This window comes from Micromonospora sp. AMSO31t (assembly GCF_008868175.1).
Taxonomy (GTDB): Bacteria; Actinomycetota; Actinomycetes; order Mycobacteriales; family Micromonosporaceae; genus Micromonospora.
On sequence record NZ_WBKT01000023.1, the window covers coordinates 30417 to 52425 of the forward strand.

The following is a 22009-nucleotide window of genomic DNA, read 5'->3' on the forward strand; positions in this document are numbered from 1 at the left end:
CCGCGCCGGTGACCTGGAGGGTTACGAGCTCCTGGTCGCCCGGCACACCGCGTCCGCGTACCGGACGGCGGTGCTGCTCGGCGCCGGATCGGACGCGGAGGACGTCATCCAGGAGGCGTTCGTGAAGGGGTTCCGCAACCTGTCCCGCTACCGCGGCGAGTCGTCCTTCCGGTCCTGGCTGCTCGCGATCGTCGCCAACGAGACCCGCAACCTGCACCGGTCCCGCAGCCGGCGGGACGGGCTGGTCCTCCGCGCCACGGCCGCGAACCCCGGGGCGGAGGTCGGCGAGGACGCCGCGGTCGGCGGGGTCCTCGCCGCGGAGCGTCGGGCCGCGCTGGTGGCGGCGCTGCGCCGGCTGCCGGTCAAGGACCGCGAGGTGATCGTGTGCCGGTTCCTTCTCGACCTGACCGAGGAGGAGACCGTGACGACGCTCGGCTGGCCCAGGGGCACGGTGAAGTCACGGACGTACCGGGCCCTGGCGAAGCTGCGCAACCTGCTCGACCGCGAGGAGGTGGCCCGTGGATGACCTCGAGCGCGAACTGCGGGACCTCGCCACCTGGCTGGAGACACCCGAGGTCCCCGACGTGACCGCCCGGGTGCGGGCCCGGCTGGCCACGCCCGCACGCCGTCCGCGCCGCTGGCGCTACTGGCTCGCCGCGGCGCTGGCCGCGTTGCTCGTCGCCCTGCTGCCACCGGGGCGGGCCGCCATCGCCGACGCCGTGGCGGGACTGCTGCGCTTCTCGGGGATCGTCATCGACACCACCTCGGCGCCGGTGCCGCCCACCGGGGTGCCGTCTCCGCTGCCGGCGCAGCGGCCCGCCTCCCTCGTCGAGGCGCAGCGGCAGGTGCGCTTCCCGATCCGCGTACCCGCCGAGCTGGGCGAGCCGGAACAGGTGCTGGTCGCCGACCCGGACGGCACCGGGGCGTACCGGGTGGTGACGCTGCTCTACCGGGGTGGCGCGCTGTGCCTCGACGCCTTCGACGGTGGCCTCGACCCGGTCTTCCACAAGCAGCTCGGCGGGCCGGGCGTGGAATGGGTCCAGGTCCGCGGCGACTTCGCCGTCTGGATCGGCGGGCCGCACGAGCTGGCCTACGTCGACCGCACCGGCACGGTGCGGGTGGAGACCGCGCGGCTCGCCGCGGCCACGTTGATCTGGGAGGACGCCGGAGTCAGCTACCGGCTGGAAGGCGACCTCACCAGGGACGACGCGATCGGGGTCGCCTCGTCCCTGGACTAGACGCCGGCCGCGCCGCGCGACCACCGTCATCCGCTACGGGAGGAACCTGCGCGGCGCGATCGGTGTCATCAGAACGACGGGTGCCGTCGGCCGGCACCGAACCGGTCCGGAGGTGCGAGATGCGTTCATGGGGCAGGGTCCTGCTGGGGTCGGTGGTCCTGCTGGCAGGCTGCACCACCGCCGGCCGGTCGGCCACGCCGGCCACGCCGGCGGCGGTTGCGACGACCGGCTGCGCGGCCCGGGTCGATACGGGCAGCCTGCCCGACTGGGCGGACGCCGGCTTCAGCGGGGACGCGCGGATCGCGCATGTGCTCGGCGCGAAGGGCGACATCGTCGCCGTGCTGTTCGGCCATCCGCTGGCCGTCGGCCGGACGGAGGGGCCCACCAACAAGATCCTCTGGGTTGCCCGGCCGGCGGCCACGCCGTCGGCCGACGCCGGCGCGCCGGCCAGCCTCGTCATCACCGCGACCCTGGACGGCACCGCGACCCGGGCGACCCGCGAGGTCGCCGGCGGGCCCGGCCCGTCGATCATCGACCTGCCGCAGGCCGGCTGCTGGCACCTCGACCTCCGCTGGTCCGGGCGCACCGACACCATGGACCTCGTCTACGGCCCTGCCTGACGTCGGGCGTGCTTCCGGACGCAGACCCGGGAGCCCACCTCGGCGGGTGCCCGACGGCACCCGCCAGGGCGAGGACCGCCGCCAGGATCCGCACCTGCTCCTCGTGCCGGCCGACCGCCGTCGCATCCGGCCGGCCCGACGCTGGCACGAGCGGGGGGCTCACCGACGCCGGCTTCGCCGCCGGACCGGGGAGGACCCACGGCGCCGACCGGTCGAGCCGTCTGCCTCGACCGGGGACTCGCGCATATCCGGGACGTTCGCAGGGTAGTCGGTGGTGATGACCACACCTGAGCAGAGTCGGCAGCAGGAGGACGCGCTCGAGACCGGCGCGGTGTTCCAGGACGCCGAGGGGCGCCGCACCACGGACGCGGGCGCCGGCGCCGCGAACGCGGACAGCGAAGCCGACCGCAACGCCGAGCACCTGAGGCGTGGCGAGGTCGGTCCGGGCGTCCCGGAGGAGTAGGCCTGGTCGGCTGCTGGAGCGCGGCCCCGGGGAGTGCGACGATGGCTGTCCACGATGCCGGCATCCGGGTGGAGGACGGTCATGAGGCGGGACGGCGAGCCAGCGGTGCGGCGCCACCGCGCCCGCGACGTCCCTCTGCACGTCCTCGCCGTGGTGATCTTCGGGTTGCTCGCCTGGTCGGGACTCGACGGGCTGGACCGGGAGGTGGCCGGGCTGGCCCTGCCCTCGCTGCTCGTCGGGCTCGCCGGCGCCGCCCGGGCGGTCCTGGCGGTCGCCGGGATCCCACCGCCCGCGACGCGTCCGGCCGCGCGGTGGGCGGTCCGGGGGTCCCTCGTGCTGATCGCCGTGGTCGCCCTGGCGACCGGGTTCGCCCTCGCCCCGAGCGGGATGGACCGGGGCTTCGTCATCGCGGTGGACGCCGTCCTCGCCGGCGCGCTGGCCGCCTACGCGTTCCTGGGCGAACCGCGGCGCGCGGTCGCCGGGACCCGCTGACCCCTCCGAGCGGCGCCGCGGACCGCGCCCCGGCCGTTCATTCCGTCTCCGGCGGGGTGGGTGGGACGGCCAGGGCGATGGTGAGGGCGAGCACCGTGGCCGGTTCGTGGAGCCGGTCGCCGTACAGCTCGCGGAGCTTGCCCATCCGGTAGCGGACGGTCTGCGGGTGCACGAACAGGTCGGCCGCCACGTCGTCGCGACGGCCCTGGTGCAGCAGCCAGGAGCGCAACGTCTCGGCGAGCCGGTGCGCGGTGGCCGGTGGCAGGTCGGCGAGGGGCGCGAGGGCCTGGGCGCGCAGGTCGGCCAGGGCCTCCGGGTCCATGCTCAGCAGCAGTTCGGCCAGGTGGTGCTCGGTGTCGACCGGCCCGGCGTCCGGTTCGCCGAGGCCGAGGGCGAGCGCCCGGGTGGCCCGCTGGTAGGAGGCGGCGACCCGGTGCCACGGCCGGGCCGGCCCGAGCACCGCCCGGTGCCCGTGCAGCAGGCGGGTGAGCTGGCGCCGGCGGGCGCCGTGGTTGTCCGGCACCAGCAGCACGGCCAGTTCCTCGGCCGGGTCCATGCCGGGCGGGTCCTCGCCGCTCTCCAGGGTGTGCGGGCCGAGCAGGGCGAGCACCGCGCGCAGGTTCCGGCGGGGCAGGAGGACGACGGTGAGGGTCTGCGGCAGCGGCCAGTCGGCCCGTTCGGCGCTGCGCCGCACGATCTCCTCGGGTTCCCCGGCGAGGAGTTGCTGCGTGAGCCGTTCCATGTTGCGGCGGCGGGCCCGGCCGGCGCTGGCCCGCTCGTCGGCGTGCCCGGCCACGCTGGCCGCCGACAGCTCGTCGATGTACGCGAACATCAGCTCGGCGAACTCGGCCACCGTCTCGGCGGACAGCCCGCTGCGCACGGTGGTGGCGGAGACCTCCCGCCAGGCCACCCGCGCCCCCACCCGGTACGCGGCCAGCAGCGCGTCCATGCTGCGCCCCGAGCGGGCCTCGCCACTGCCCAGCGCGTACGCGGCCTCCAGGGCCGGGGCCAGCGGGGTGCTCGGATCGGCCAGCTGTGCCCCGTCGATGAGTTGGAGGAAGGTGCCGAGCGCGATGCGTACCGCGTTCTCGATCTTCTCCCGCATCGTGCCGGTGAGGGCGCCGGAGTAGTCGGGGATCTCGGCGGTGATCGCCGTGACCGTGCGCTCGGCGACGACGGGGAGCCGGTCACGCAGCCGGGCCGACACGCGCTCGTCGAGTTCGAGATGGGCCGCGCGATAGCTCGCGTAGTCGTCGGACATGTTGTTCTCCCCGAACAAAAACCTGCGGCTCTTTCACCTTTGCCGGTCAAGATGTTATGCGATCACGCAGTCACCCTGGTGATATGACCACAACTGCCCCCCGCCGCCCCCAGAAGGTGACCTTCCGGGACAGACTGCTGCGGCTGGCCGGCGCGGTCACCACCCCGCTGCTGCCGGGTGACTACCTCGACCTCGTGGCGCCGCTGCGCGCCGGCGCCCCGCTGCGCGGCCGGATCGTCGCCGTCCGCCCGGAGACCCGGGACGCCGCGACCGTCGTCATCCAGCCGGGCCGCAGCTGGCAGGGACACCAGCCAGGACAGTACGTGCGTCTCGGCGTGGACGTCGACGGGGTGCGCCAGTGGCGCGCGTACTCGGTCACCTCGACGCCGGGCGCCGCGGACGGCCTGATCTCCGTCACCGTGAAGGCGATCCCGGACGGCAAGGTCAGCAACCACCTGGTCCGCCGGGTCCGGCCCGGCACGATCGTCCAGCTCGACCAGGCCCAGGGTGACTTCGTCGTGCCCGAGGAGACCCCCGGACGGGTCCTCTTCGTCACCGCCGGCAGCGGGATCACCCCGGTCACGGGGATGCTGCGCGCCGGCCTGCACGACCGGGCGGACGTGGTGCTGGTGCACTCGGCGCCGACCCGGGACGACGTGATCTTCGGCCCGGAGCTGCGGGCGCTCGCCGAGGCCGGCGCGCTGCGGCTCGTCGAGCGGCACACCGACACCGACGGCCTGCTCGGCGTCGACGAGCTGGCCGACCTGGTGCCCGACCATCTCGACCGGCAGACCTGGGCCTGCGGGCCGATCGGCATGCTCGACGCCGTCGAGGGGTACTGGGACTCCCACGGGCTCGCCGACCGGCTGCACACCGAGCGGTTCCGGCCCACCGTGATCTCGCCGGGGGAGGGCGGCACCGTGACGTTCACCGGGGCCGGGGTGACCGTCGAGGCCGACGGGGCCACCCCGATCCTCGACGCCGGCGAGCGGGCCGGGGTGCTGATGCCGTCCGGCTGCCGGATGGGCATCTGCTTCGGCTGCGTCGTCCCGCTGCGGGAGGGCGCGGTGCGCGACCTGCGCAACGGCGACGTCACCACCGCCGTCCCCGGCGACGGCGTGCTCGTGCAGACCTGCGTGTCGGCGGCCGCCGGTACCTGCGACATCGAACTCTGACAGGAGGCCATCCGACGTGACCGTGATCCAGAAGAAGGCGGACAACCCGATCGCCCACCTCAGCGCCGAGGACATCGAGATCATCGGCAAGGAGCTGGACGCGATCCGGGACCGGGTGATCGCCGACCGGGGTGAGCGGGACGCCCGCTACATCCGCAAGGTGATCAAGACCCAGCGAACGCTGGAGCTGAGCAGCCGCGCGGTGCTGCTGTTCTCGCTGTTCCCGCCCGCCTGGATCGTCGGCACGGCCGGCCTCGCGGTGGCCAAGATCCTGGACAACATGGAGATCGGGCACAACGTCCTGCACGGGCAGTGGGACTGGATGCGCGACCCGAAGATCCACTCCACCACCTGGGACTGGGACCACGTCTCCCCGCCCGAGCAGTGGAAGCACTCCCACAACGAGCTGCACCACCGCTACACCAACGTGCTCGGCAAGGACAACGACCTGGGCTACGGCATCATGCGGGTCGACGAGGACCAGCCGTGGCACCCGGCGTACCTGGGCCAGCCGTTCTACAACTTCGTGAACGCCTGCTTCTTCGAGTACGGCATCGCCGCGTACGACCTGGAGCTGGGGGAGAACCTCAAGAACGGCCGGCACAAGGACCCGGCGTTCCGGGCCCGGGCCCGGGCGGTCGGCCGCAAGATCCGCCGCCAGGTGCTCAAGGACTACGTGCTGCACCCGCTGCTGTCCGGCCCGTCGTTCCTGTCCACGCTCGCCGCCACGTTCACCGCGAACCTGATCCGCAACCTGTGGAGCCACTCGGTGATCATGTGCGGGCACTTCCCGAACGGCGTGGAGACCTTCGAGAAGACCTCCATCGACGGCGAGACCCGCGGCGAGTGGTACCTGCGGCAGATGCTCGGCTCGGCCAACATCAGCGGCAGCCGGCTGCTGCACATCATGACCGGCAACCTGTCGTACCAGATCGAGCACCACCTCTTCCCCGACCTGCCGAGCAACCGCTACCAGGAGATCGCCCCGCAGGTGCGGGCGCTGTTCGACAGGTACGGGCTGAAGTACACCACCGGCCCGCTGCCCAAGCAGGTCGCCTCGGCCTGGTGGAAGGTGATCCGGCTGTCGCTGCCCAACCGGCGCGGCGACCGCCGCCAGCCGGTGGCCCCGGCCCCGCTGGTCTCCTCCGGCACGGCCTGACCGGCCGCCGCCCACCGGAACTATTCCGGTGGGCGGCGCCCCCGCCGATCGGCTACCGTCATGGGCATGGACCTCAGGCGCAGCAGCACCGCCGCAACCGCGCGAGCTTCCCGCTCGCCGGTTGCCGCCGCCTGACCTGCCCCATCCCCGCCGGCGACCGGAAACGGTCCGCCGGCGTCGTCGTGTCACGCCACCGCCCGCGCGGCGGACCGTCCGGTCGTCCCCACCGGAAGGCCCGTGCCATGACACCCGACCAGATCGTCCGCACCTTCGTCGACCACTACCACCGCCGGGGCCACCGGGACGCGCCGGAGAGCTCGCTCGTCCCGCCGCCCGGCGACCCGGTGCTCTTCACCACCTCCGGCATGCACCCGCTGACCCCGTACCTGCTGGGGCGTCCGCACCCCGGCGGCCGGCGGCTGGTCAACGTGCAGCGCTGCCTGCGCACCACCGATCTCGACGAGGTCGGTGACCGGACCCACCTGACCGTCTTCGAGATGCTCGGCTCCTGGTCGCTCGGCGACTACGACATCGCGACCAGCCTGCGCTGGGGCCACGAGCTGCTCACCGAGGGCTTCGGCATCGACCCGGCGCGGTTGCACGCCACCGTCTTCGGCGGCGACGGCCAGGTCGGCCCGGACGAGACCGCCCTCGCCACCTGGACCGGGCTGGGCGTGCCGGTCGAGACCAACGGCGCGGAGAACTGGTGGTCCAACGGCCCCACCGGCCCGTGCGGGCCCGATTCCGAGATCTTCGTGTGGACCGGCGACGGCCCGCCGGTCGGCACCCCGGGCACCGACGAGCGCTGGATGGAGGTGTGGAACCACGTCCAGATGCGCCACCACCGGCACCCGGACGGTCGGCTGACGCCGTTGCCGATGGCGAGCATCGACACCGGGATGGGCCTGGAACGCCTGGAGATGGTGCTGCGCGGCGGCCGGTCGGTCTTCGAGGGCGCGGGCCTGAGCCCGTGGGTGGGCGCGGTCCGCGACCGGTGGGACCTGCGCGGCCAGGACCTGCGGGTGGTCGCCGACCACCTGCGCTCCGCGGTGGTCGTGCTCGGCGACGGGGTACGCCCCGGCAACACCGGCCGCGGCTACGTGCTGCGCCGGCTGGTCCGGCGCGCGCTCACCGTGCTGTGGCGCGACGACCCGGCACGGAGCCTGACCGGGCTGCCGCTCGACGCGTACGGCGACACGCTGCGCCGGTTCCGGCAGGACGCGCAGGCCGGCCCGCTGCGCGAGCTGCTGCTGGGGGAGGAGCGGCGGTTCCGCGGCCTGCTGGACCGGGGCCGGCCACTGGTCGACCGGGTACGCGCGCGCGGCCCGCTGACCGAGCGCGACTACCACTGGCTGCACGACACCCACGGGCTGCCCCGGGACCTGGTCGACGGCCTGCTCGCCGAGGCGGGCTGACCCGCGCCGGTGGCCGGGGCGGTGCCACGGTGCCAGACTCGGCAGCGGAGACCGCCGCAGCGAGGGATGTGGTCGCATGACCGGGTACGAGGTCCGGCCGGACGCGGAGACCGTGACGCTGCTCGGCGCCCGGGTGACCGTCACCGGCGCGACGGCGCTGCTCGCCGCCGCCCAGGACGGGCCGGTGGAGCTGCTGGCCGGGGGCGACTTCCCCGCGCCGGTGCGGGAGGTGCGCTGCACCGTGCGCGCCGACAGCGGGGTGCACCGCTTCGAGGCGTACCTGCGGGCCGACGCCGCACTGCCCGGCGCCGGTCTGCTCGCCCTCGGCCTGGCCGGGCCGGTCGGGCTGCTGGTGGCCCAGCGGCTCGCCGCGCGGGGCGGCGACGGGCCCGCCGCCGCCGTCGGCCGGGTCGCCGCCGAGGCCGGCCGACGGCTCGGGCTGCGGCCCGCCGGGGCCGCCCTCGCCGAGCCGTCGCGCGACCCGGCCGGCCTTGCGGTGCTGCGCGCCGCCGAGGAGGCCGGCCTGCGCCCGCAGGTCAGCCACGACGGCCAGACGGTGCGGGTACGCGCGGAGGTGCCCAGCGCCGACGTGACGCCCGCGCACCTGACCGCCATGGTCGGCGTGGTGCTCCAGGCCGTCCGGGAGCTGGCCGGCGACACCCCGGAGCCGACGCTGCTGCGCGGCCGGTCGTACCCCGTGGGTCACCGCGCGGCCGCGGCGGTGCCGCGCAGCGCGGCGGTGACCCTCGACCAGGTCGGCGGCCTCGCCGAGGTGGTCGCCCGGTTCCGCGAGGTCGCCGTGTCGTTCCGGCACCCGCAGGCGATGGCCCGCTGGGGGGCGCGCCGGCCGCAGGGCATCCTGCTGTACGGCCCGCCGGGCACCGGCAAGACCATGCTGGCCCGGGCCCTGGCCAACGAGATCGGCGCGGACTTCGTGGAGATCCGCACCCCGGAGATCCTCGACAAGTTCCTCGGCGGCTCCGAACGCAACATCAAGCGGATCTTCCGGGAGGCGCGCCGCTACCGGCGGCCCACCGTCATGCTCTTCGACGAGTTCGACAGCATCATCAGCTACGCGGGCTCCGGCGGCGACGCGGCCAGCCAGGCGGTCAACGCGGTGGCCGGCATCTTCAAGCAGGAGATGAACACCCTGTTCGAGGAGAACCCGGACGTCATCGTGGTGGCCACCACCAACTTCCCGCAGCGGGTGGACGCCTCGCTGACCCGCTCCGGCCGCTTCGACCTCAAGATCGCCATCCCGGCGCCCGACGAGGCCGGCCGCGCGGAGATCCTCGCCACGATGATCCGGGAGCTCATCGACCGGCACGAGCGGCCCGGCTTCCGGATGTTCGCCGCCGACGTCGACCCGGTCGCGCTGGCCGCGGCCAGCCCCGGGCTCACCGGCGCCGACCTGCGGGAGGTGCTGCGCCGGGTGCAACTCGCCAAGGCGCTCCGGGAGGCGACGGAGGGTGCGCCGCCCGCCCCGATCAGTCAGGATGACCTCCGAGAGACCGTCGCCGGGCTGCGCCGCGGCTGACGACGGTCGACGGAAGGAGACCCGTGTCGTCGTCCACCCTGCTGTCCCGTCGCGATCTGGCGTTCCTGCTCCACGACTGGCTCGACGTCGGCCGGCTGACCGAGCGCGCCCGCTACGCCGAGCACTCGCGGGAGACCTTCGACGCGGTGCTGGACCTCGCCGCGCAGGTCGCCGCCGAGCAGTTCGCCCCGCACAACCGGGCCGCCGACGCCAGCGAACCGACCTTCGACGGGCAGCGGGTCCGCACCATCCCCCAGGTCAAGGCCGCCCTGGACGCGTACGCCCGCACCGGCCTGCTGGCCGCCACCATGGACGAGTCGGTCGGCGGCATGCAGTTGCCACACGCGGTGGCCGCCGCCTGCTCCGCCTGGTTCCAGGCCGCCAACGTGGCCACCGCCGCCTACCCGTTCCTCACCCTCGGCAACGCCAACCTGCTGCTCGCTCACGGCAGCGCCGAGCAGATCGACACCTGGGTCCGGCCGATGGTGCAGGGGCGGTTCTTCGGCACCATGTGCCTGTCCGAACCCCAGGCCGGCAGCTCGCTCGCCGACATCACCACCCGGGCCGAGCCGCAGGACGACGGGACGTACCGGCTGGTCGGCACCAAGATGTGGATCTCCGGCGGGGAGCACGACCTGGCCGAGAACATCGTCCACCTGGTGCTCGCCCGGATCCCCGGCGGGCCGCCCGGCGTGAAGGGCATCTCGCTGTTCATCGTGCCGAAGGTGCTCCTCGACGCCGACGGCGCGCTCGGCGCCCGCAACGACGTGGTGCTGGTCGGCCTCAACCACAAGCTCGGCTACCGGGGCACCACCAACACCCTGCTCAACTTCGGCGAGGGCGTGCACCGCCCGCACGGGCGGCCCGGCGCGGTCGGCTACCTGGTGGGGGAGCCGCACCAGGGGTTGGCGCAGATGTTCCACATGATGAACGAGGCGCGCATCGGGGTGGGCGCCGGCGCCACCGCGCTCGGCTACACCGCCCACCTGAAGTCCGTGGCGTACGCCCGGCAGCGCCCGCAGGGCCGGCCGGCCGGTGACAAGGACCCCACCGCGCCCCAGGTGCCGATCATGGCGCACGCCGACGTCCGCCGGATGCTGCTGGCGCAGAAGAGCTACGTGGAGGGCGCCCTCGCCCTGATCCTCTACTGCGGGCGGCTGCTCGACGAGGAGAAGACCGCCCCGGCCGAGGCCGACCGCAGCCGTGCCCACCTGCTGCTGGACCTGCTCACCCCGGTCGCGAAGAGCTGGCCGTCCCAGTGGTGCCTGGCTGCCAACGACCTGGCCATCCAGGTGCACGGCGGCTACGGCTACACCCGCGACTACGACGTCGAGCAGCACTGGCGGGACAACCGGCTCAACCCCATCCACGAGGGCACCCACGGCATCCAGGCGCTGGACCTGCTGGGCCGCAAGGTCACCATGCGCGACGGCGCCGGCCTGGAGCTGCTGCTGGAGACCATCCGGGCCACCGTGACCCGGGCCTGGAAGACCGACGGCGAGGCAGCCGAACTGGCCGGCCGGCTCGGCGCGGCGGTCGACCGGATCGCCGTGGTCACCCGGCGGCTGCACGGCGCCGGCGATCCCGAGGTGACGTTGGCCAACGCGTCGCTCTACCTGGAGGCCGTCGGGCACGTGGTGATCGCCTGGATGTGGCTGGAGCAGCTGCTGACCGTGGAGGCGCTGGGCTCGCCGGACGGCCCGGAGGGGGACTTCCTCGCCGGCAAGCGGCAGGCGGCGCGGTACTTCTTCCGCTACGAGCTGCCCCGGACCGGGCCGCAGTTCGACCTGCTGGAGAGCCTGGACCGGACCACGCTGGACACCCGGGACAGCTGGTTCTGACCGGGGTCCGGTCCGGTCGCCGGGCAGCCGGCGCCGAGCTGCCTACGACCTCCGGCGAGCGAGCAGGGTGGAGTCGTCGATGTCGACCGTCACGCCGTCCCGGGTGACCGTCCGGGGCCGCTGCTCGACCACGAGGGCCTCGAAGTCGTCCGGCAGCCCGGGCAGCAGGTCCTCGGCGAGGAACATGGCCCTGCGGTGGCTCGCGGTCAGGTGGGTGAACGCCTCGTGCGGCGCGTGGCCGACGACCAGCAGGTGGCCGCCCGGCGCGACGGCCTCGGCCAGCCGGCGGGTCACCGCCACCATCCCGCCGTCCGGCGGGTGCAGGAAGTGGCTGGTGACGAGGTCGTAGGACCGGCCGTCCGCCGCGAAGGTCCGCGCGTCGACCTGCCACCAGTCGGTGCGGTCGGCGACCCCGGCCTGCTCGGCGTGCCGGGCGGCGCGGGCCAGGCCGTTGGCGGAGAAGTCGGCGCCGGTGACCCGCCAGCCCTGCCGGGCCAGCCAGATCACGTCGCCGCCCTCGCCGCAGCCGACGTCGAGCGCCGTGCCGGGGGTCAGCCCGGTCACCTCGGCGACGAGCTGCGCGTTGGGGTTGCCGCTCCAGATCTTCTCCGCGCCGGAGTACCGCTCCTCCCAGGCCGGTGGCTCGAAGATGTCGGCCCCGTCCGCCTCGGCGTGCCGGTGTCCGTGTCCACTCATGCCGCGGTGTCCTTCCGCGTCGGGCTCGTTGCTGTCCACGCCACCAGCATCCGGAACGCCGCCTGCGTTGACAAACTTTCTTGCTGTTTCGGCAAACTCCCGCTGTCTGGTGCGGCCGCCCGAGGATGTCGGTGCCGGGCAGTAGGGTCCGTGCCGTGAGCGACACCGCCCTGACCCGGCAGGCTGCCCAGGACTACGTCGATCGGCTCGAACGCCGCGACTGGCCGGGGTTGGCCGGCCTGCTCGCGGACGACGTGACCTACGAGATGCCGCAGACCCGGGAACGCATCCGGGGGAGGGAGGCGTTCCTGCGGTTCAACATCGAGTATCCCGGTGACTGGCACCTGCGGGTGCGCCGCCTGGTCGCGGACGGCGGGTCGGCCGCCCTGTGGCTCGACGTCCGGGTGGGCGACGAGCGGCAGGACGCGTGTGTCTGGCTGGAGGTGTCCGAGGGTGGCCTGATCAGCCGGGTCATCGACCACTGGCCCGAACCGTACGACCCGCCGCCGGGCCGTGAACACCTCGTGGAGCGGTGGTAGGGCCTTCTCCGCGTCAGCACCGGCATGATCGGATCGGGCCACAGCGGTCGGGCGCGGCCGAGGTTCCCCGGGCCAGTCTTGACGTCGAAGGGAGGCCTCGTGATCTCGGCACTCAACCGGCTCGTCGATTTCGTCGAAGAACACCTGACCGAGGACTTCGACGTCGTCGGACTGGCCAGGACGCTCGGCACGACCGAATACCACCTGCGTCGCATGTTCTCGTCACTGGCCGGCATGCCGCTGTCGGAGTACGTGCGCCGGCGCCGCATGACCGTCGCCGCCGCGGACGTCGTTCGCGGCCGGGACGACCTGCTGAGCATCGCCGTCCGGCACGGATACGGCTCGACCGAGGCGTTCGGGCGTGCGTTCCGGGCGGTCCACGGCGCCGGCCCCGGTGAGGTTCGCCGCGACGGAGGCCCCCTTCGCACGCAACCGCAGCTCAGGTTCCGCCTGAGCGTCGAAGGGAGCAGACCCATGCACACCCGCATCGTTGACCGCCCCGCGTTCCGACTCGTCGGACACGCGGTGCGGGTCCCGCTGATCCACCACGGCATCAACCCGCACATCCAGCGGCACATCGCCGCACTGCCGATGGAGGAGCACCTCCGGCTGAAGAGCCTCGGCGACACCGAGCCGCCGGGCCTCCTGCAGGTCTGCGACGACCTCGACCCCGACGGCGCCGAGGGCAGCGAACTGACCTACCTGCACGGGGTCGCTGTCGCACCGGACACGTCGACCCCGGACGACCTCGACGCCATCGAGGTCCCGGGCGGCAGGTGGGCGGTGTTCCGCACCACCGGGCCGCACCCGCAGGTCCTGCAGGAAACCTGGGCCGCCACCGCGACGGACTGGTTCCCCTCCAACCCGTGGCGTCTGCGGCCCGGACCCTCGATCGTCGCGGTTCTCGACCGCGCGGCCGACTTCAGCACGGCGACCTGCGAACTGTGGCTGCCCGTCGAACCGACGTGACGATCCCTGGGGCGCCCCGGCCCGCGTGGGACCATGCGTCCATGAACAGCGACGTCGCCATCGAGGTCAGCGCCCTGGCCATCAACGTCACGATCCCCGACGGGCTCCGCTGGACCGACACCCGACGCGGTGAGGAGTTCACGCTGACCACGCTCAACGTCCGGCTCCTGCCGGACGGGCGGCTCGCGGCGAAGGCGTACGGCCGGCCGACGGCCGGCGGCCGCGGCACCTACGTCTCGTTCCCCGTGCCCGACCGGCCCGAGCTGGTGGCCCTGGTCGACAGGGCCGCCGGCCGGGCCGGCGAGCTGTGGGCCGCGCACCGCGGCCTCACCTGAGTCGGTACCGCCGCGGCGCGGCGGGCGCGGGGCGCACAGGCCGGATGCACGATCGAGGCGCAAGGGTGGATGGTCATGGCAGAGACCCGGCAGGTCCTGTTCGTGCAGGGCGGCGGCGCGGGCACGCACGACGAATGGGACGACAAGCTGGTCGACAGCCTGCGGCGGGAGCTCGGGGACGGGTACGAGGTCCGCTACCCGCGCATGCCCGACGAGGACGACCCGAGCCACGCCCGGTGGAGCGCGGCCATCCGGCGTGAGCTGGCCGCCCTGGACGACGGCGCGGTCGTGGCCGGCCATTCGGTGGGCGCGACGATCCTCGTGAACGCGCTCGCCGAGCGGCCACCGGAGCGGGAACTCGGCGCGATCCTGCTGATCGCCGCCCCGTTCGTCGGTGCGGGCGGCTGGCCCGGCGAGGAGTTCGAGCTGCCGCACGACCTCGGGGCGAGGCTGCCGCGCGGAGTTCCGGTGCATGTGTTCCACGGGCTTCGGGACGAGACCGCCCCGCCGTCGCACGCCGACCTGTACGCCCGCGCCGTCCCGCAGGCGCGGCTGCACCGGCTGCCCGGGCGCGATCACCAACTGGACAACGACCTGAGCGAGGTGGCGAGGACGATCCGTTCCGGCGACCTCGGACCCGGCACCCCGGGACAGTCAGGAACCTCGTATCTGTAACACCGGCGCCCGGCCGTACGAAGAAGGGGTGTAACGGCTACGAGAGAGGACGGCCCGGTGCATGATCCTGGCGCAGTGGAGGGTGATCTCTCCGGCATCGGAGCCGATCCGGTGGCCTTCGAGATCTTCTACCGGCGGCACGTGGAGGCGGTGGGCCGGTTCGTGGCCCGGCGGGTCGACGACCCCCACCTCGCCGCCGACCTGACCGCCGACGTGTTCCTGGCGGTGATCGAGTCGGCGGCCGGCTACCGGCCGGACCGGGGCAGCCAGATCGCCTGGCTGTTCGGGGTCGCCCGCAACGTCATCGCCGACGAGCGTCGCCGGGCGGCACAACGGCTGCGGGTGACCGGCCGACTGGCCGGACGACGGGACCTGGACGCCGACGACATCGCCCGCATCGAGGAGCGGATCGACGCCGAGTCGGCGGCGCGCCGCACGTGCCGGGCGCTGAGCGGGCTGCCCGAGCACACCCGGGCGCTGGTCGAGAGCGTCGCCGTCGACGGCCTCACCGTCGCGGAGGCGGCGACCGCGCTCGGGATGTCCCCGGTCGCCGCGCGCGTCCGCCTGCACCGCGCCCGTCGCGTCGTCCGCGCCGTGCTCGCCCGCCCCGCCGCCACCCTCGCCTGATCGAACGGAGACGACGCCATGACGAGGACCGAGCAGTCAGCGCACGGCTTCGAGGAGCAGCTCCTCACGGATCTGAAGGCACACATCCTCCAGCGGTCGGAGCCCGCTCCGGCGGGCCGTCCGGTCGGACACCGGAGCCGGTTCCGGCGCGGTTGGCGCCTCGCCGGAGCATTCGGGCTGGCGGTGGCGCTGACCGCCGGTGTCCTGGCGGCCCAGGCCGTGGGACTGGGCAGCCAGCGACCGCCCACGGCCAGCGCGTCGGAGATCCTCCGCCTGGCCGCCGACGCCGCCCGGCAGCAGCCGGAGCTCAGCGCCAGGCCCGACCAGTACGTCTTCACGGAGGCGCTGGCGACGAGGCGGGAGCGGCCGGACAGCGGCCCGTACCTCACCACGCGGGTGCAGATGTGGCAGTCGGCCGGGGGAGTCGCGCACCCGCAGGCGCGGTACCGGCCGGAGGCGGAACCGAACGGGTGGGGCCAACTGCGCGTGCTCCGACCTCTCGATCCCGCGGATCCCACGAAGGAGCTCGACGAGCTTCCGTCGCCCGCCTACCACGGCGACCTGCCCACCGACCCGGACCGGCTGCTCCGATACCTCCGGGACCACCCCGTCGACCTGCACCTCCCCGAGGGAGCCGACGAGAAGGCCGTGTACGGGGGCGAGAGCATGCCGTACACCACGGCGCGGTCGGTGCTCGACGGCTACGTGCCGCCCCGGGCGCTGGCGGCGCTGTTCGAACTGCTGGCGCGGGAACCCGGAGCGGTCGTCGTCCCGGGCGACGTGGTCGACGCCGCGGGCCGGCACGGCGTGGCGATCCGCATGCCCGGTGTCATCGGGGGCAACATCGACTTCCTCTTCGACCGGGACACCCACGTCTACCTGGGCACCCGCGGGTCGGTGGTGCGCGACGGCAGGGAGTCGCCCGAATCGGCCGTCGCGCGGCTGCGCGTCGCGATCGTCGACCGGCCGGGTCAACTGCCCTGACCGGTGGCGGCCGCGCCCTCAGCCCTCGGCGAGCAGGCGGTCGCGGACCTCGCGGCGGAGGACCTTGCCGATCTGCGAGCGGGGCAGTTCGTCGACCACCACGACGCGGCGCGGCACCTTGTAGCCGGCGAGGTGCTGGCGGCAGGCCGAGCGGACCGAGTCCGGGCCGGCGCCCACCCCCGGGTCCAGCACGACGGCGGCCACCACCTCCTCGCCGTCCCCGGTGGGCAGGCCGACCGCGGCGGCCTCGCGGACGCCGGGGATCCGGAGCAGCGCCTCCTCCACCTCGGACGGGTAGACGTTGAACCCGCCCGTGATGATCAGTTCCTTGATCCGGTCGACGACGGTGACGAAGCCGTCGGCGTCCATGGTGACCACGTCGCCGGTGCGCAGCCAACCGCCGGGCAGCAGGACCCGAGCCGTCTCGTCGGGGCGGTTCCAGTAGCCGGTGAACACCTGCGGTCCGCGGACCAGCAGCTCGCCGGCCTCCCCGGGGGCGCGGTCCCGGGTCGGGTCCTCCGGGTCGACGAGGCGCACCTCGGTGGACGGGAACGGCACGCCGACGGTGCCCGGGCGGCGGGTCGGGGCGACCGGGTTGCCCAGCGTGATGGGCGAGGTCTCGGTCATCCCGTAGCCCTCGACCAGCAGCCCGCCGGTCACCGACTCCCAGAGGTCCACGGTGGCCGGCGGGAGGGCCATCGCGCCGGAGATCGCGTACCGGATGGAGGTGAGGTCGACGCCGCGTTCCCGGGCCGCGGTGGCGAGGCGCGCGTAGACCGGCGGGACGGCGGGCAGGAAGGTCGGCGGGCGGCGGCGCGCCGCGTCGAGCACCTGGTCGAGGTCGAAGCGGGGGAAGAGCACCAGGGTGGCGCCGATGCTCACCGCGAAGGTGAGGCAGAGGGTCAGGCCGTAGGCGTGGAACAGCGGCAGCACCGCGTACACCGTCTCGGCGCCGTCGCGCAGGCCGGGCACCCAGGCCCGGCCCTGCGCGGCGTTGGCCCGCAGGTTGCGGTGGGTCAGCACGGCGCCCTTGGGGACGCCGGTGGTGCCGCCGGTGTACTGGAGCAGCGCGGTGTCGGTGGGTCGGGGCGCGGGGTGGTCGGCGGCCAGCGGGGTGGCGTCGGCGACCAGCGCCGGCCAGGAGAGCGCGTCGGGGGCCGGGGCGGTCATCGCGGCCCGGGCGGCGCGGACCTTGGGCAGCGGCAGCCGCAGCGCCCAGCGCTTGAGGCGCGGCAGCGCCCCGGGCAGGTCCACGGCCACCACGGTCTCGACCGCGCCGCGGCCGGCGACCAGCGCCGCCACCTTGTCCCACACCACGGCGACCCGGGCGCCGTGGTCGGCGAGCTGGTGGGCCAGCTCGTCGGCCGTGTAGAGCGGGTTGTGCTCGACCACCACGGCGCCGAGGCGCAGCACCGCGTAGAAGGCGACCACGTGCTGCGGGCAGTTCGGCAGCACCAGCGCGACCCGGTCGCCGGGGCCGACGCCGAGCCGGCGCAGCGCCTCGGCGGCCCGGGCCACCTGGTCGGCCAGCTCGGCGTAGGTGGTGGTGGCGCCGTAGAAGTCGAGGGCGACCCGCGGGCCGAACCGGCGGGCGGCGTCGGTGATCAGGTCCACCAGCGAGCCGGCCGGCTCCGGGATCTCGGCCGGTACGCCCGGGGCGTAGCTGCGCGTCCAGGGCCGCTGCGCGGTCGCGTCCATCGCCGTCTCTCCTCGCTGCCGGATGACGGCCCTCAGCCTAACTTAACCACCCGGTAACTTACCCCGCGGTAACTTTGCTGGGTTCGTCACACGGCGCGCAGCGGCGAGGTGGGGTGCGCCCGATCAGCGGCGGCCGGCGGGCCGGTTCAGCACCCGTCGGGTCTTCACGGCGCCCAGCACGATGACCACGACCAACGCGACCAGACCGATGATGATCAGCCAGCGGACCGCCTCCAGCAGCAGCCCGAGCAGGATGAGCACGCCGGCCACGACGCCGACGATCCAGAGCAACGCCCGCATGTCACCCTCCCGGGAGTACGGTGGGCCGCCCGCTTTCCCGCTCCGGCTCCCGCCATGCCTGCCCGGGGCCGGTCAGTGCCGGGCCACGTACACGGTGTTCGCGGCCTCCCGGCCCTGCAACGGGTTCGGGAAGCGCACGACGTGCGCCACCGAGGTCGGGAACACCTCGGTCAGCGTCCGCTGGAAGGCCGCGTCGGGCGGGTCGTTCGACCAGAGCGCGAACACCCCGTCCGGGTGCAGCAGTGCGGCCAGCCGGCGCAGCCCGTCCACCGTGTAGAAGTCGGCGTGACTGGGGTGCAGCACCTGGCGTGGGGAGTGGTCCACGTCGAGCAGCACCGCGTGGAACCGGCGCCCCGGCGCCTCCGGATCGAACCCGGCGCCGCCCGCGACCGCCGCGAAGAAGTCCGCCCGGACGAACCGGGTCCGCGCGTCGGCGGCCAGCCCGGCGGCGAACGGGAGCAGGTCCCGGCGGTGCCAGTCGATCACGTCCTCGATCGCCTCCACCACCAGCAGCGAGCGCACCCGGGGATCCTCCAGCGCGGTGCGCGCCGTGTAGCCGAGGCCCAGCCCGCCCACCACCACGTCCAGGGCCCCGCCGGCCAGCGGGGCCAGCCCGAGCCGGGCGAGTTCGATCTCCGCGACCGGGAAGAGGCTGGACATCAGGAACTCGTCGTCGAGCTTCACCTCGTACACGTCGACGTCGAGCGACGGGTCGCGGCGCCGGCGCAGACTGATCTCGCCGATCGGCGTCTCCCGCCAAGCCAGTTCCTCGAAGCGTGCGCTCACGGGTGTCCTCTCCACCGGTCCGTGACCGGATGCTACCGACCGGTCGGCCGACGGCCCGAGGATACGGGCGGCGCGGCCGTTTTTCCGCGTCCGGCGGCATCGGCGGGCCGGCGACGGGTACGCCGCCGACGACTCCGGCTCGGCGCGGGGGTCGAGGACGCCGGAGAGGGGAGCGGACGTGGCGGAGATGCTGGCCGGACGGCTGCACGTGGCCGATCGGGCCCTGCGGATGGAATCGGTGCCGGTGCCCGAGCCGGGGCGCGGGCAGGTGCGGATCCGGGTCGCCGCCGCCGGCGTGTGCCTGTCGGACGTGCACCTGATCGACGGCACCCTCACCCCGCTGTACCTGGGCGGGGACGCGGTGACCCTCGGCCACGAGGTCGCGGGCACGGTGGACGCCCTCGGTTACGGGGTGACGGGCTGGCAGCCCGGCCAGCGGGTGCTGCTCCAGGCGGGGGAGCGGGACCGGTTCGGCCTGGTCCTCACCCGCGGTGTCGACTACGACGGCGGCTGGGCCGAATACGCCGTGGCCCGCGAGGACACCCTGGTCCCCGTCCCGGACCTGCTCCCGTTCGAGCAGGCCTGCATCATCCCCGACGCGGTCTCCACGCCCTGGGCGGCGGTGACCGAGACCGCCCGGGTCCGGCCGGCGGAGGCGGTCGCCGTGTGGGGCGTCGGTGGCCTCGGCGCGCACGCGGTGCAGTTGCTGCTGCTGGTCGGCGCGGCCCCGGTGATCGCCGTGGACCCGCTGCCCGCGGCCCGGGACCGGGCGGTCGCCCTCGGCGCCGACGTGGCCCTCGACCCGGCGGACGACGGCTTCAAGGACGCCGTGCTCGAACTCGTCGGTACCCGGGGGCTCGACGTGGCGTTCGACTTCGCCGGCGTCAACGCGGTCCGCGAGCAGGCCATGACCGTGCTCGGCCGCCACGGCCGGCTGGTGCTCGCCGGCATCGCCAACCAGCCGATCAGCATCCCGTCGGACAGCCGCTTCACCTACAACCGGCAGGCGGTGCTCGGCCACTACGGCTCCGAGGCCGAGCACGTCGGACAGCTGGTCACCCTCACCGGGCTGGGCCGGCTCGACCTGTCCGCGTCGGTCAGCGACGTGCTGCCGCTGGCGGACGCGCCGGAGGCCGTGCGCCGGGTGCACGAGAAGGAGGGCAACCCGATCCGGCTGATCCTGCGGCCCTGACGGTCGCGGCGCCGGTCAGTCGGGGCGGCTCGCCACGACCACCGTGTCGAGGGCGTCGACGGTGCCGCCGTCGGTGGTGGGCACCGGGCGGCGGGCCGTCTCGGCACGCCGGATGTGCAGCCCGGCCAACCCGTCGACCACCGCCTCCGGGGTGAGCAGCACGGCCGGGTCCTGCGGTCCGCCGGTGCCGCCGGTCAGGTTCGCCACGTCGTGGCCGACCACCACGAGGCTCCCGCCGGGGCGCAGCGCCTGCTTGGCCGCGGCCAGCACCCGGGCGAGGTCGCCGGCGGGCAGGTGCAGGTAGCTGATCAGCACGAGGTCGTAGCTGCCCGGCACCGGCCGGTACGCGGTCACGTCGGCGACCCGCCACTCCACCTGGACGCCCCGGCCGGCGGCCAGCTCACGCCCCCGGCCGACGGCCACGGGCGAGAAGTCCACAGCGGTGACCCGCCAGCCCTGCTCCGCCAGCCAGACCGCGTTGCGCCCCTCACCCGCGGCCAGGTCCAGCGCGACGCCGGGGGTGAGCCCGGTGACCGACTCGACCACGAAGCGGTTCGGCTCAGCGCTCCACACCAGACCCGGCGTGCTCGCGTACCGGGTGTCCCAGGCGCTGCTGTCCACTGTGTCTCCTCCTTCGGCGGCCCCACACCGCCATGGTGACCGTACCGGCTCCGGCAAGCGCTCCCCGACGAGTCCCGCCATCGCCGGCGGTCGCCGGCCGACACGGAGGGTCCCCGGGAGATCGACGGAGCGCTTATCCTGTGCGCCGACGATCCTTCTCGGAAGGGACCCGATGCCGTCCCGGCAGGACCAGCTCCACTCCTACCAGTTCACCGTCCAGCGGGCGGTCGCCGCGCTGGTGATGCGGGAGACCGACCCCGCGCAGTCGCCGTTCCGCCGGCTGGCCGGCGCCGGCCTGGCCAGCGTGCTGGTCGCGGTGATCGCGCTCGGCGGGGTCACCCTCTACGGCCTGTTCGCCGGCGGCGGCAGCGCCTGGCGCGACGCGGGCGCGGTGATCGTGGAGAAGGAGTCCGGCGCGCGGTTCGTCTATCGGGAGGAGAAGCTGCACCCGGTCCTCAACTACGCCTCGGCGCTGCTGGTCATCGGCGCGGAACGGCCGAAGACCGTGCTGGTGTCGCGCCGCTCCATCGAGGGGGTGCCGCGCGGGCTGCCGCTGGGCATCGCCGACGCCCCCGACTCGCTGCCCGCGCCGGGGCGGCTCACCGGCGGGCCGTGGACGGTCTGCTCGGTCACCGCCGCCGAGGCGGGCCGCACCGAGGTCCGTTCGGCGCTGCTGATCGGGCGGGACGCCACCGGCGGCCGGCCCCTCGGCGACCAGGGCCTGCTGCTGCGCCACCCGGACGGCAGCCTGCACCTGCTCTGGCACGAGCGGCGCTACCTGCTCCGCGACACCGACCGGGTGCTCGCCGCGCTGGCCGCCACCCGGGAACGCGCGGTGCCGGTGGCCCCGGCGCTGCTCAACACGGTGGCGGCCGGCGCCGACCTGGCACCGCCCCCGCTGCGCGACCTGGGCACCCCGTCCGAGCGGGTCACCGGCGCGACCGTCGGCGACGTCTACCTGGTCCGCAACTCCGGCGGCGGCCGGCAGTACGCGGTGGCCGGGCGCACCGGCCTCGCCGGCATCACCGAGTTGCAGGCGGCCCTGCTGCTCGCCCGCACCGGCCAGGGCGAGCCGGAACCGATCACCCTCGGCCGGTTCGCCGCCCTCCCGAAGCTCCCCGACCTGGTGCCCACCGGGCCGACCGCCCCGCCGGTGGCGCCGACGTGCCCGGCATGCTCGGCTACGCCGGCGTGCGGCCGGTGCGGCTGCCGGCGGGCCTGGTCAGCCTGGTGCCGGCCGGCAGCCCGCTCGACCCGGCCGCCGCCCGCACCGACCACCCCGGCCCGCGCTTCCTGGTCGGCGACCTCGCCGAGCTGGACCTGGCCGCGCAGGACGAGCCCGAGCCGTTCGACGCCGCCGTGGTGGCCGGCAACGTGATGGCGTTC

The 22009-nt window shown here is 74.5% G+C and carries 23 protein-coding genes and 2 pseudogenes; 19 read left to right on the forward strand and 6 right to left on the reverse strand.

Features of this window, described 5'->3' with window-relative positions:
• The first annotated feature begins 70 nt into the window (after window positions 1-70).
• From F8274_RS08275 to F8274_RS08295, 5 genes are all read left to right on the forward strand, one after another.
• A complete protein-coding gene (locus F8274_RS08275; protein ID WP_255474565.1) occupies window positions 71-526 on the forward strand; it encodes an RNA polymerase sigma factor in 456 nt (151 codons plus the stop codon).
• On the forward strand, window positions 519-1238 hold the full coding sequence (locus F8274_RS08280; protein WP_151461691.1) for a hypothetical protein: 720 nt from the start codon (window positions 519-521) through the stop codon (window positions 1236-1238). Before F8274_RS08275 ends, F8274_RS08280 begins: the two co-directional genes overlap by 8 nt.
• 152 nt (window positions 1239-1390) lie before the next feature.
• Window positions 1391-1858, forward strand: a complete 468-nt coding sequence (locus tag F8274_RS08285; protein WP_225853669.1) for a hypothetical protein — start codon at window positions 1391-1393, stop codon at window positions 1856-1858.
• A 277-nt stretch (window positions 1859-2135) separates the two neighbouring features.
• Window positions 2136-2321 carry a ribonuclease gene (locus F8274_RS08290; protein ID WP_151461693.1) on the forward strand — a complete coding sequence of 62 codons (186 nt, stop codon included), beginning with the start codon at window positions 2136-2138 and terminating at the stop codon, window positions 2319-2321.
• An 81-nt stretch (window positions 2322-2402) separates the two neighbouring features.
• Complete coding sequence (locus F8274_RS08295) at window positions 2403-2813, forward strand: hypothetical protein (protein WP_151461694.1); 411 nt, start codon at window positions 2403-2405, stop codon at window positions 2811-2813.
• Between the two features lie 37 nt (window positions 2814-2850).
• Here F8274_RS08295 and F8274_RS08300 read toward each other — a convergent pair whose 3' ends face one another.
• The gene (locus F8274_RS08300; protein WP_151461695.1) at window positions 2851-4074 is read right to left on the reverse strand and encodes a CdaR family transcriptional regulator; all 1224 of its coding nucleotides are present in this window, start codon (window positions 4072-4074) and stop codon (window positions 2851-2853) included.
• A gap of 83 nt (window positions 4075-4157) precedes the next feature.
• Between F8274_RS08300 and F8274_RS08305 the strand changes: the two genes are divergently transcribed.
• From F8274_RS08305 to F8274_RS08325, 5 genes are all read left to right on the forward strand, one after another.
• Entirely contained in the window at window positions 4158-5249 is a 1092-nt protein-coding gene (locus tag F8274_RS08305; protein ID WP_151461696.1) for a ferredoxin reductase, read from the forward strand.
• A gap of 16 nt (window positions 5250-5265) precedes the next feature.
• Window positions 5266-6408 (forward strand): acyl-CoA desaturase, encoded by a 1143-nt coding sequence (locus F8274_RS08310; RefSeq protein WP_151461697.1) that lies wholly within the window; start codon window positions 5266-5268, stop codon window positions 6406-6408.
• A 242-nt stretch (window positions 6409-6650) separates the two neighbouring features.
• Window positions 6651-7823, forward strand: a complete 1173-nt coding sequence (locus F8274_RS08315) for an alanine--tRNA ligase-related protein (RefSeq protein ID WP_151461698.1) — start codon at window positions 6651-6653, stop codon at window positions 7821-7823.
• Window positions 7824-7899: 76 nt separating this feature from the next.
• A complete protein-coding gene (locus F8274_RS08320; protein WP_151461699.1) occupies window positions 7900-9360 on the forward strand; it encodes a 26S protease regulatory subunit in 1461 nt (486 codons plus the stop codon).
• A 23-nt stretch (window positions 9361-9383) separates the two neighbouring features.
• A complete protein-coding gene (locus tag F8274_RS08325) occupies window positions 9384-11201 on the forward strand; it encodes an acyl-CoA dehydrogenase (RefSeq protein ID WP_151461700.1) in 1818 nt (605 codons plus the stop codon).
• A gap of 42 nt (window positions 11202-11243) precedes the next feature.
• On the opposite strand, the gene F8274_RS08330 is transcribed toward F8274_RS08325, so the two are convergent.
• Window positions 11244-11897, reverse strand: a complete 654-nt coding sequence (locus tag F8274_RS08330) for a bifunctional 2-polyprenyl-6-hydroxyphenol methylase/3-demethylubiquinol 3-O-methyltransferase UbiG (protein ID WP_151461701.1) — start codon at window positions 11895-11897, stop codon at window positions 11244-11246.
• Between the two features lie 125 nt (window positions 11898-12022).
• Here F8274_RS08330 and F8274_RS08335 point away from each other — a divergent pair, with 125 nt between their 5' ends.
• The 6 genes from F8274_RS08335 to F8274_RS08360 all read left to right on the forward strand — a co-directional run bounded on the left by F8274_RS08335 (window position 12023) and on the right by F8274_RS08360 (window position 16026).
• Window positions 12023-12436 carry a nuclear transport factor 2 family protein gene (locus F8274_RS08335; RefSeq protein ID WP_151461702.1) on the forward strand — a complete coding sequence of 138 codons (414 nt, stop codon included), beginning with the start codon at window positions 12023-12025 and terminating at the stop codon, window positions 12434-12436.
• A gap of 99 nt (window positions 12437-12535) precedes the next feature.
• A complete protein-coding gene (locus F8274_RS08340; protein WP_151461715.1) occupies window positions 12536-13405 on the forward strand; it encodes an AraC family transcriptional regulator in 870 nt (289 codons plus the stop codon).
• 41 nt (window positions 13406-13446) lie between these two features.
• Window positions 13447-13740, forward strand: a complete 294-nt coding sequence (locus F8274_RS08345; protein WP_151461703.1) for a hypothetical protein — start codon at window positions 13447-13449, stop codon at window positions 13738-13740.
• Window positions 13741-13815: 75 nt separating this feature from the next.
• Window positions 13816-14415 carry an alpha/beta fold hydrolase gene (locus F8274_RS08350; RefSeq protein WP_151461704.1) on the forward strand — a complete coding sequence of 200 codons (600 nt, stop codon included), beginning with the start codon at window positions 13816-13818 and terminating at the stop codon, window positions 14413-14415.
• Window positions 14416-14490: 75 nt separating this feature from the next.
• Window positions 14491-15042, forward strand: coding sequence for an RNA polymerase sigma factor (locus tag F8274_RS08355; RefSeq protein ID WP_151461705.1), 552 nt, complete (start codon window positions 14491-14493; stop codon window positions 15040-15042).
• Window positions 15043-15060: 18 nt separating this feature from the next.
• Window positions 15061-16026, forward strand: a complete 966-nt coding sequence (locus F8274_RS08360; protein WP_151461706.1) for a CU044_5270 family protein — start codon at window positions 15061-15063, stop codon at window positions 16024-16026.
• 18 nt (window positions 16027-16044) lie between these two features.
• Here the strand turns inward: F8274_RS08360 and F8274_RS08365 are convergent, their stop codons facing one another.
• From F8274_RS08365 to F8274_RS08370, 3 genes are all read right to left on the reverse strand, one after another.
• The gene (locus tag F8274_RS08365; RefSeq protein ID WP_151461707.1) at window positions 16045-17724 is read right to left on the reverse strand and encodes a long-chain-fatty-acid--CoA ligase; all 1680 of its coding nucleotides are present in this window, start codon (window positions 17722-17724) and stop codon (window positions 16045-16047) included.
• 123 nt (window positions 17725-17847) lie between these two features.
• Window positions 17848-18024: a hypothetical protein gene (locus tag F8274_RS31180; protein WP_192579753.1), complete on the reverse strand. Its 177-nt coding sequence runs from the start codon at window positions 18022-18024 to the stop codon at window positions 17848-17850.
• 72 nt (window positions 18025-18096) lie between these two features.
• Complete coding sequence (locus F8274_RS08370) at window positions 18097-18810, reverse strand: spermidine synthase (protein WP_151461708.1); 714 nt, start codon at window positions 18808-18810, stop codon at window positions 18097-18099.
• Window positions 18811-18997: 187 nt separating this feature from the next.
• On the opposite strand from F8274_RS08370, the gene F8274_RS08375 reads away from it, so the two are divergent.
• Entirely contained in the window at window positions 18998-20002 is a 1005-nt protein-coding gene (locus F8274_RS08375) for a zinc-binding dehydrogenase (protein ID WP_305070070.1), read from the forward strand.
• A gap of 15 nt (window positions 20003-20017) precedes the next feature.
• Here F8274_RS08375 and F8274_RS08380 read toward each other — a convergent pair whose 3' ends face one another.
• On the reverse strand, window positions 20018-20623 hold the full coding sequence (locus F8274_RS08380) for a class I SAM-dependent methyltransferase (protein WP_151461710.1): 606 nt from the start codon (window positions 20621-20623) through the stop codon (window positions 20018-20020).
• A 172-nt stretch (window positions 20624-20795) separates the two neighbouring features.
• Between F8274_RS08380 and eccB the strand changes: the two are divergent.
• Window positions 20796-21892 (forward strand): annotated as a pseudogene (eccB, locus tag F8274_RS08390) (type VII secretion protein EccB); the annotation flags it as partial.
• Window positions 21893-22009, forward strand: a pseudogene (locus F8274_RS31805) (SAM-dependent methyltransferase); the annotation flags it as partial.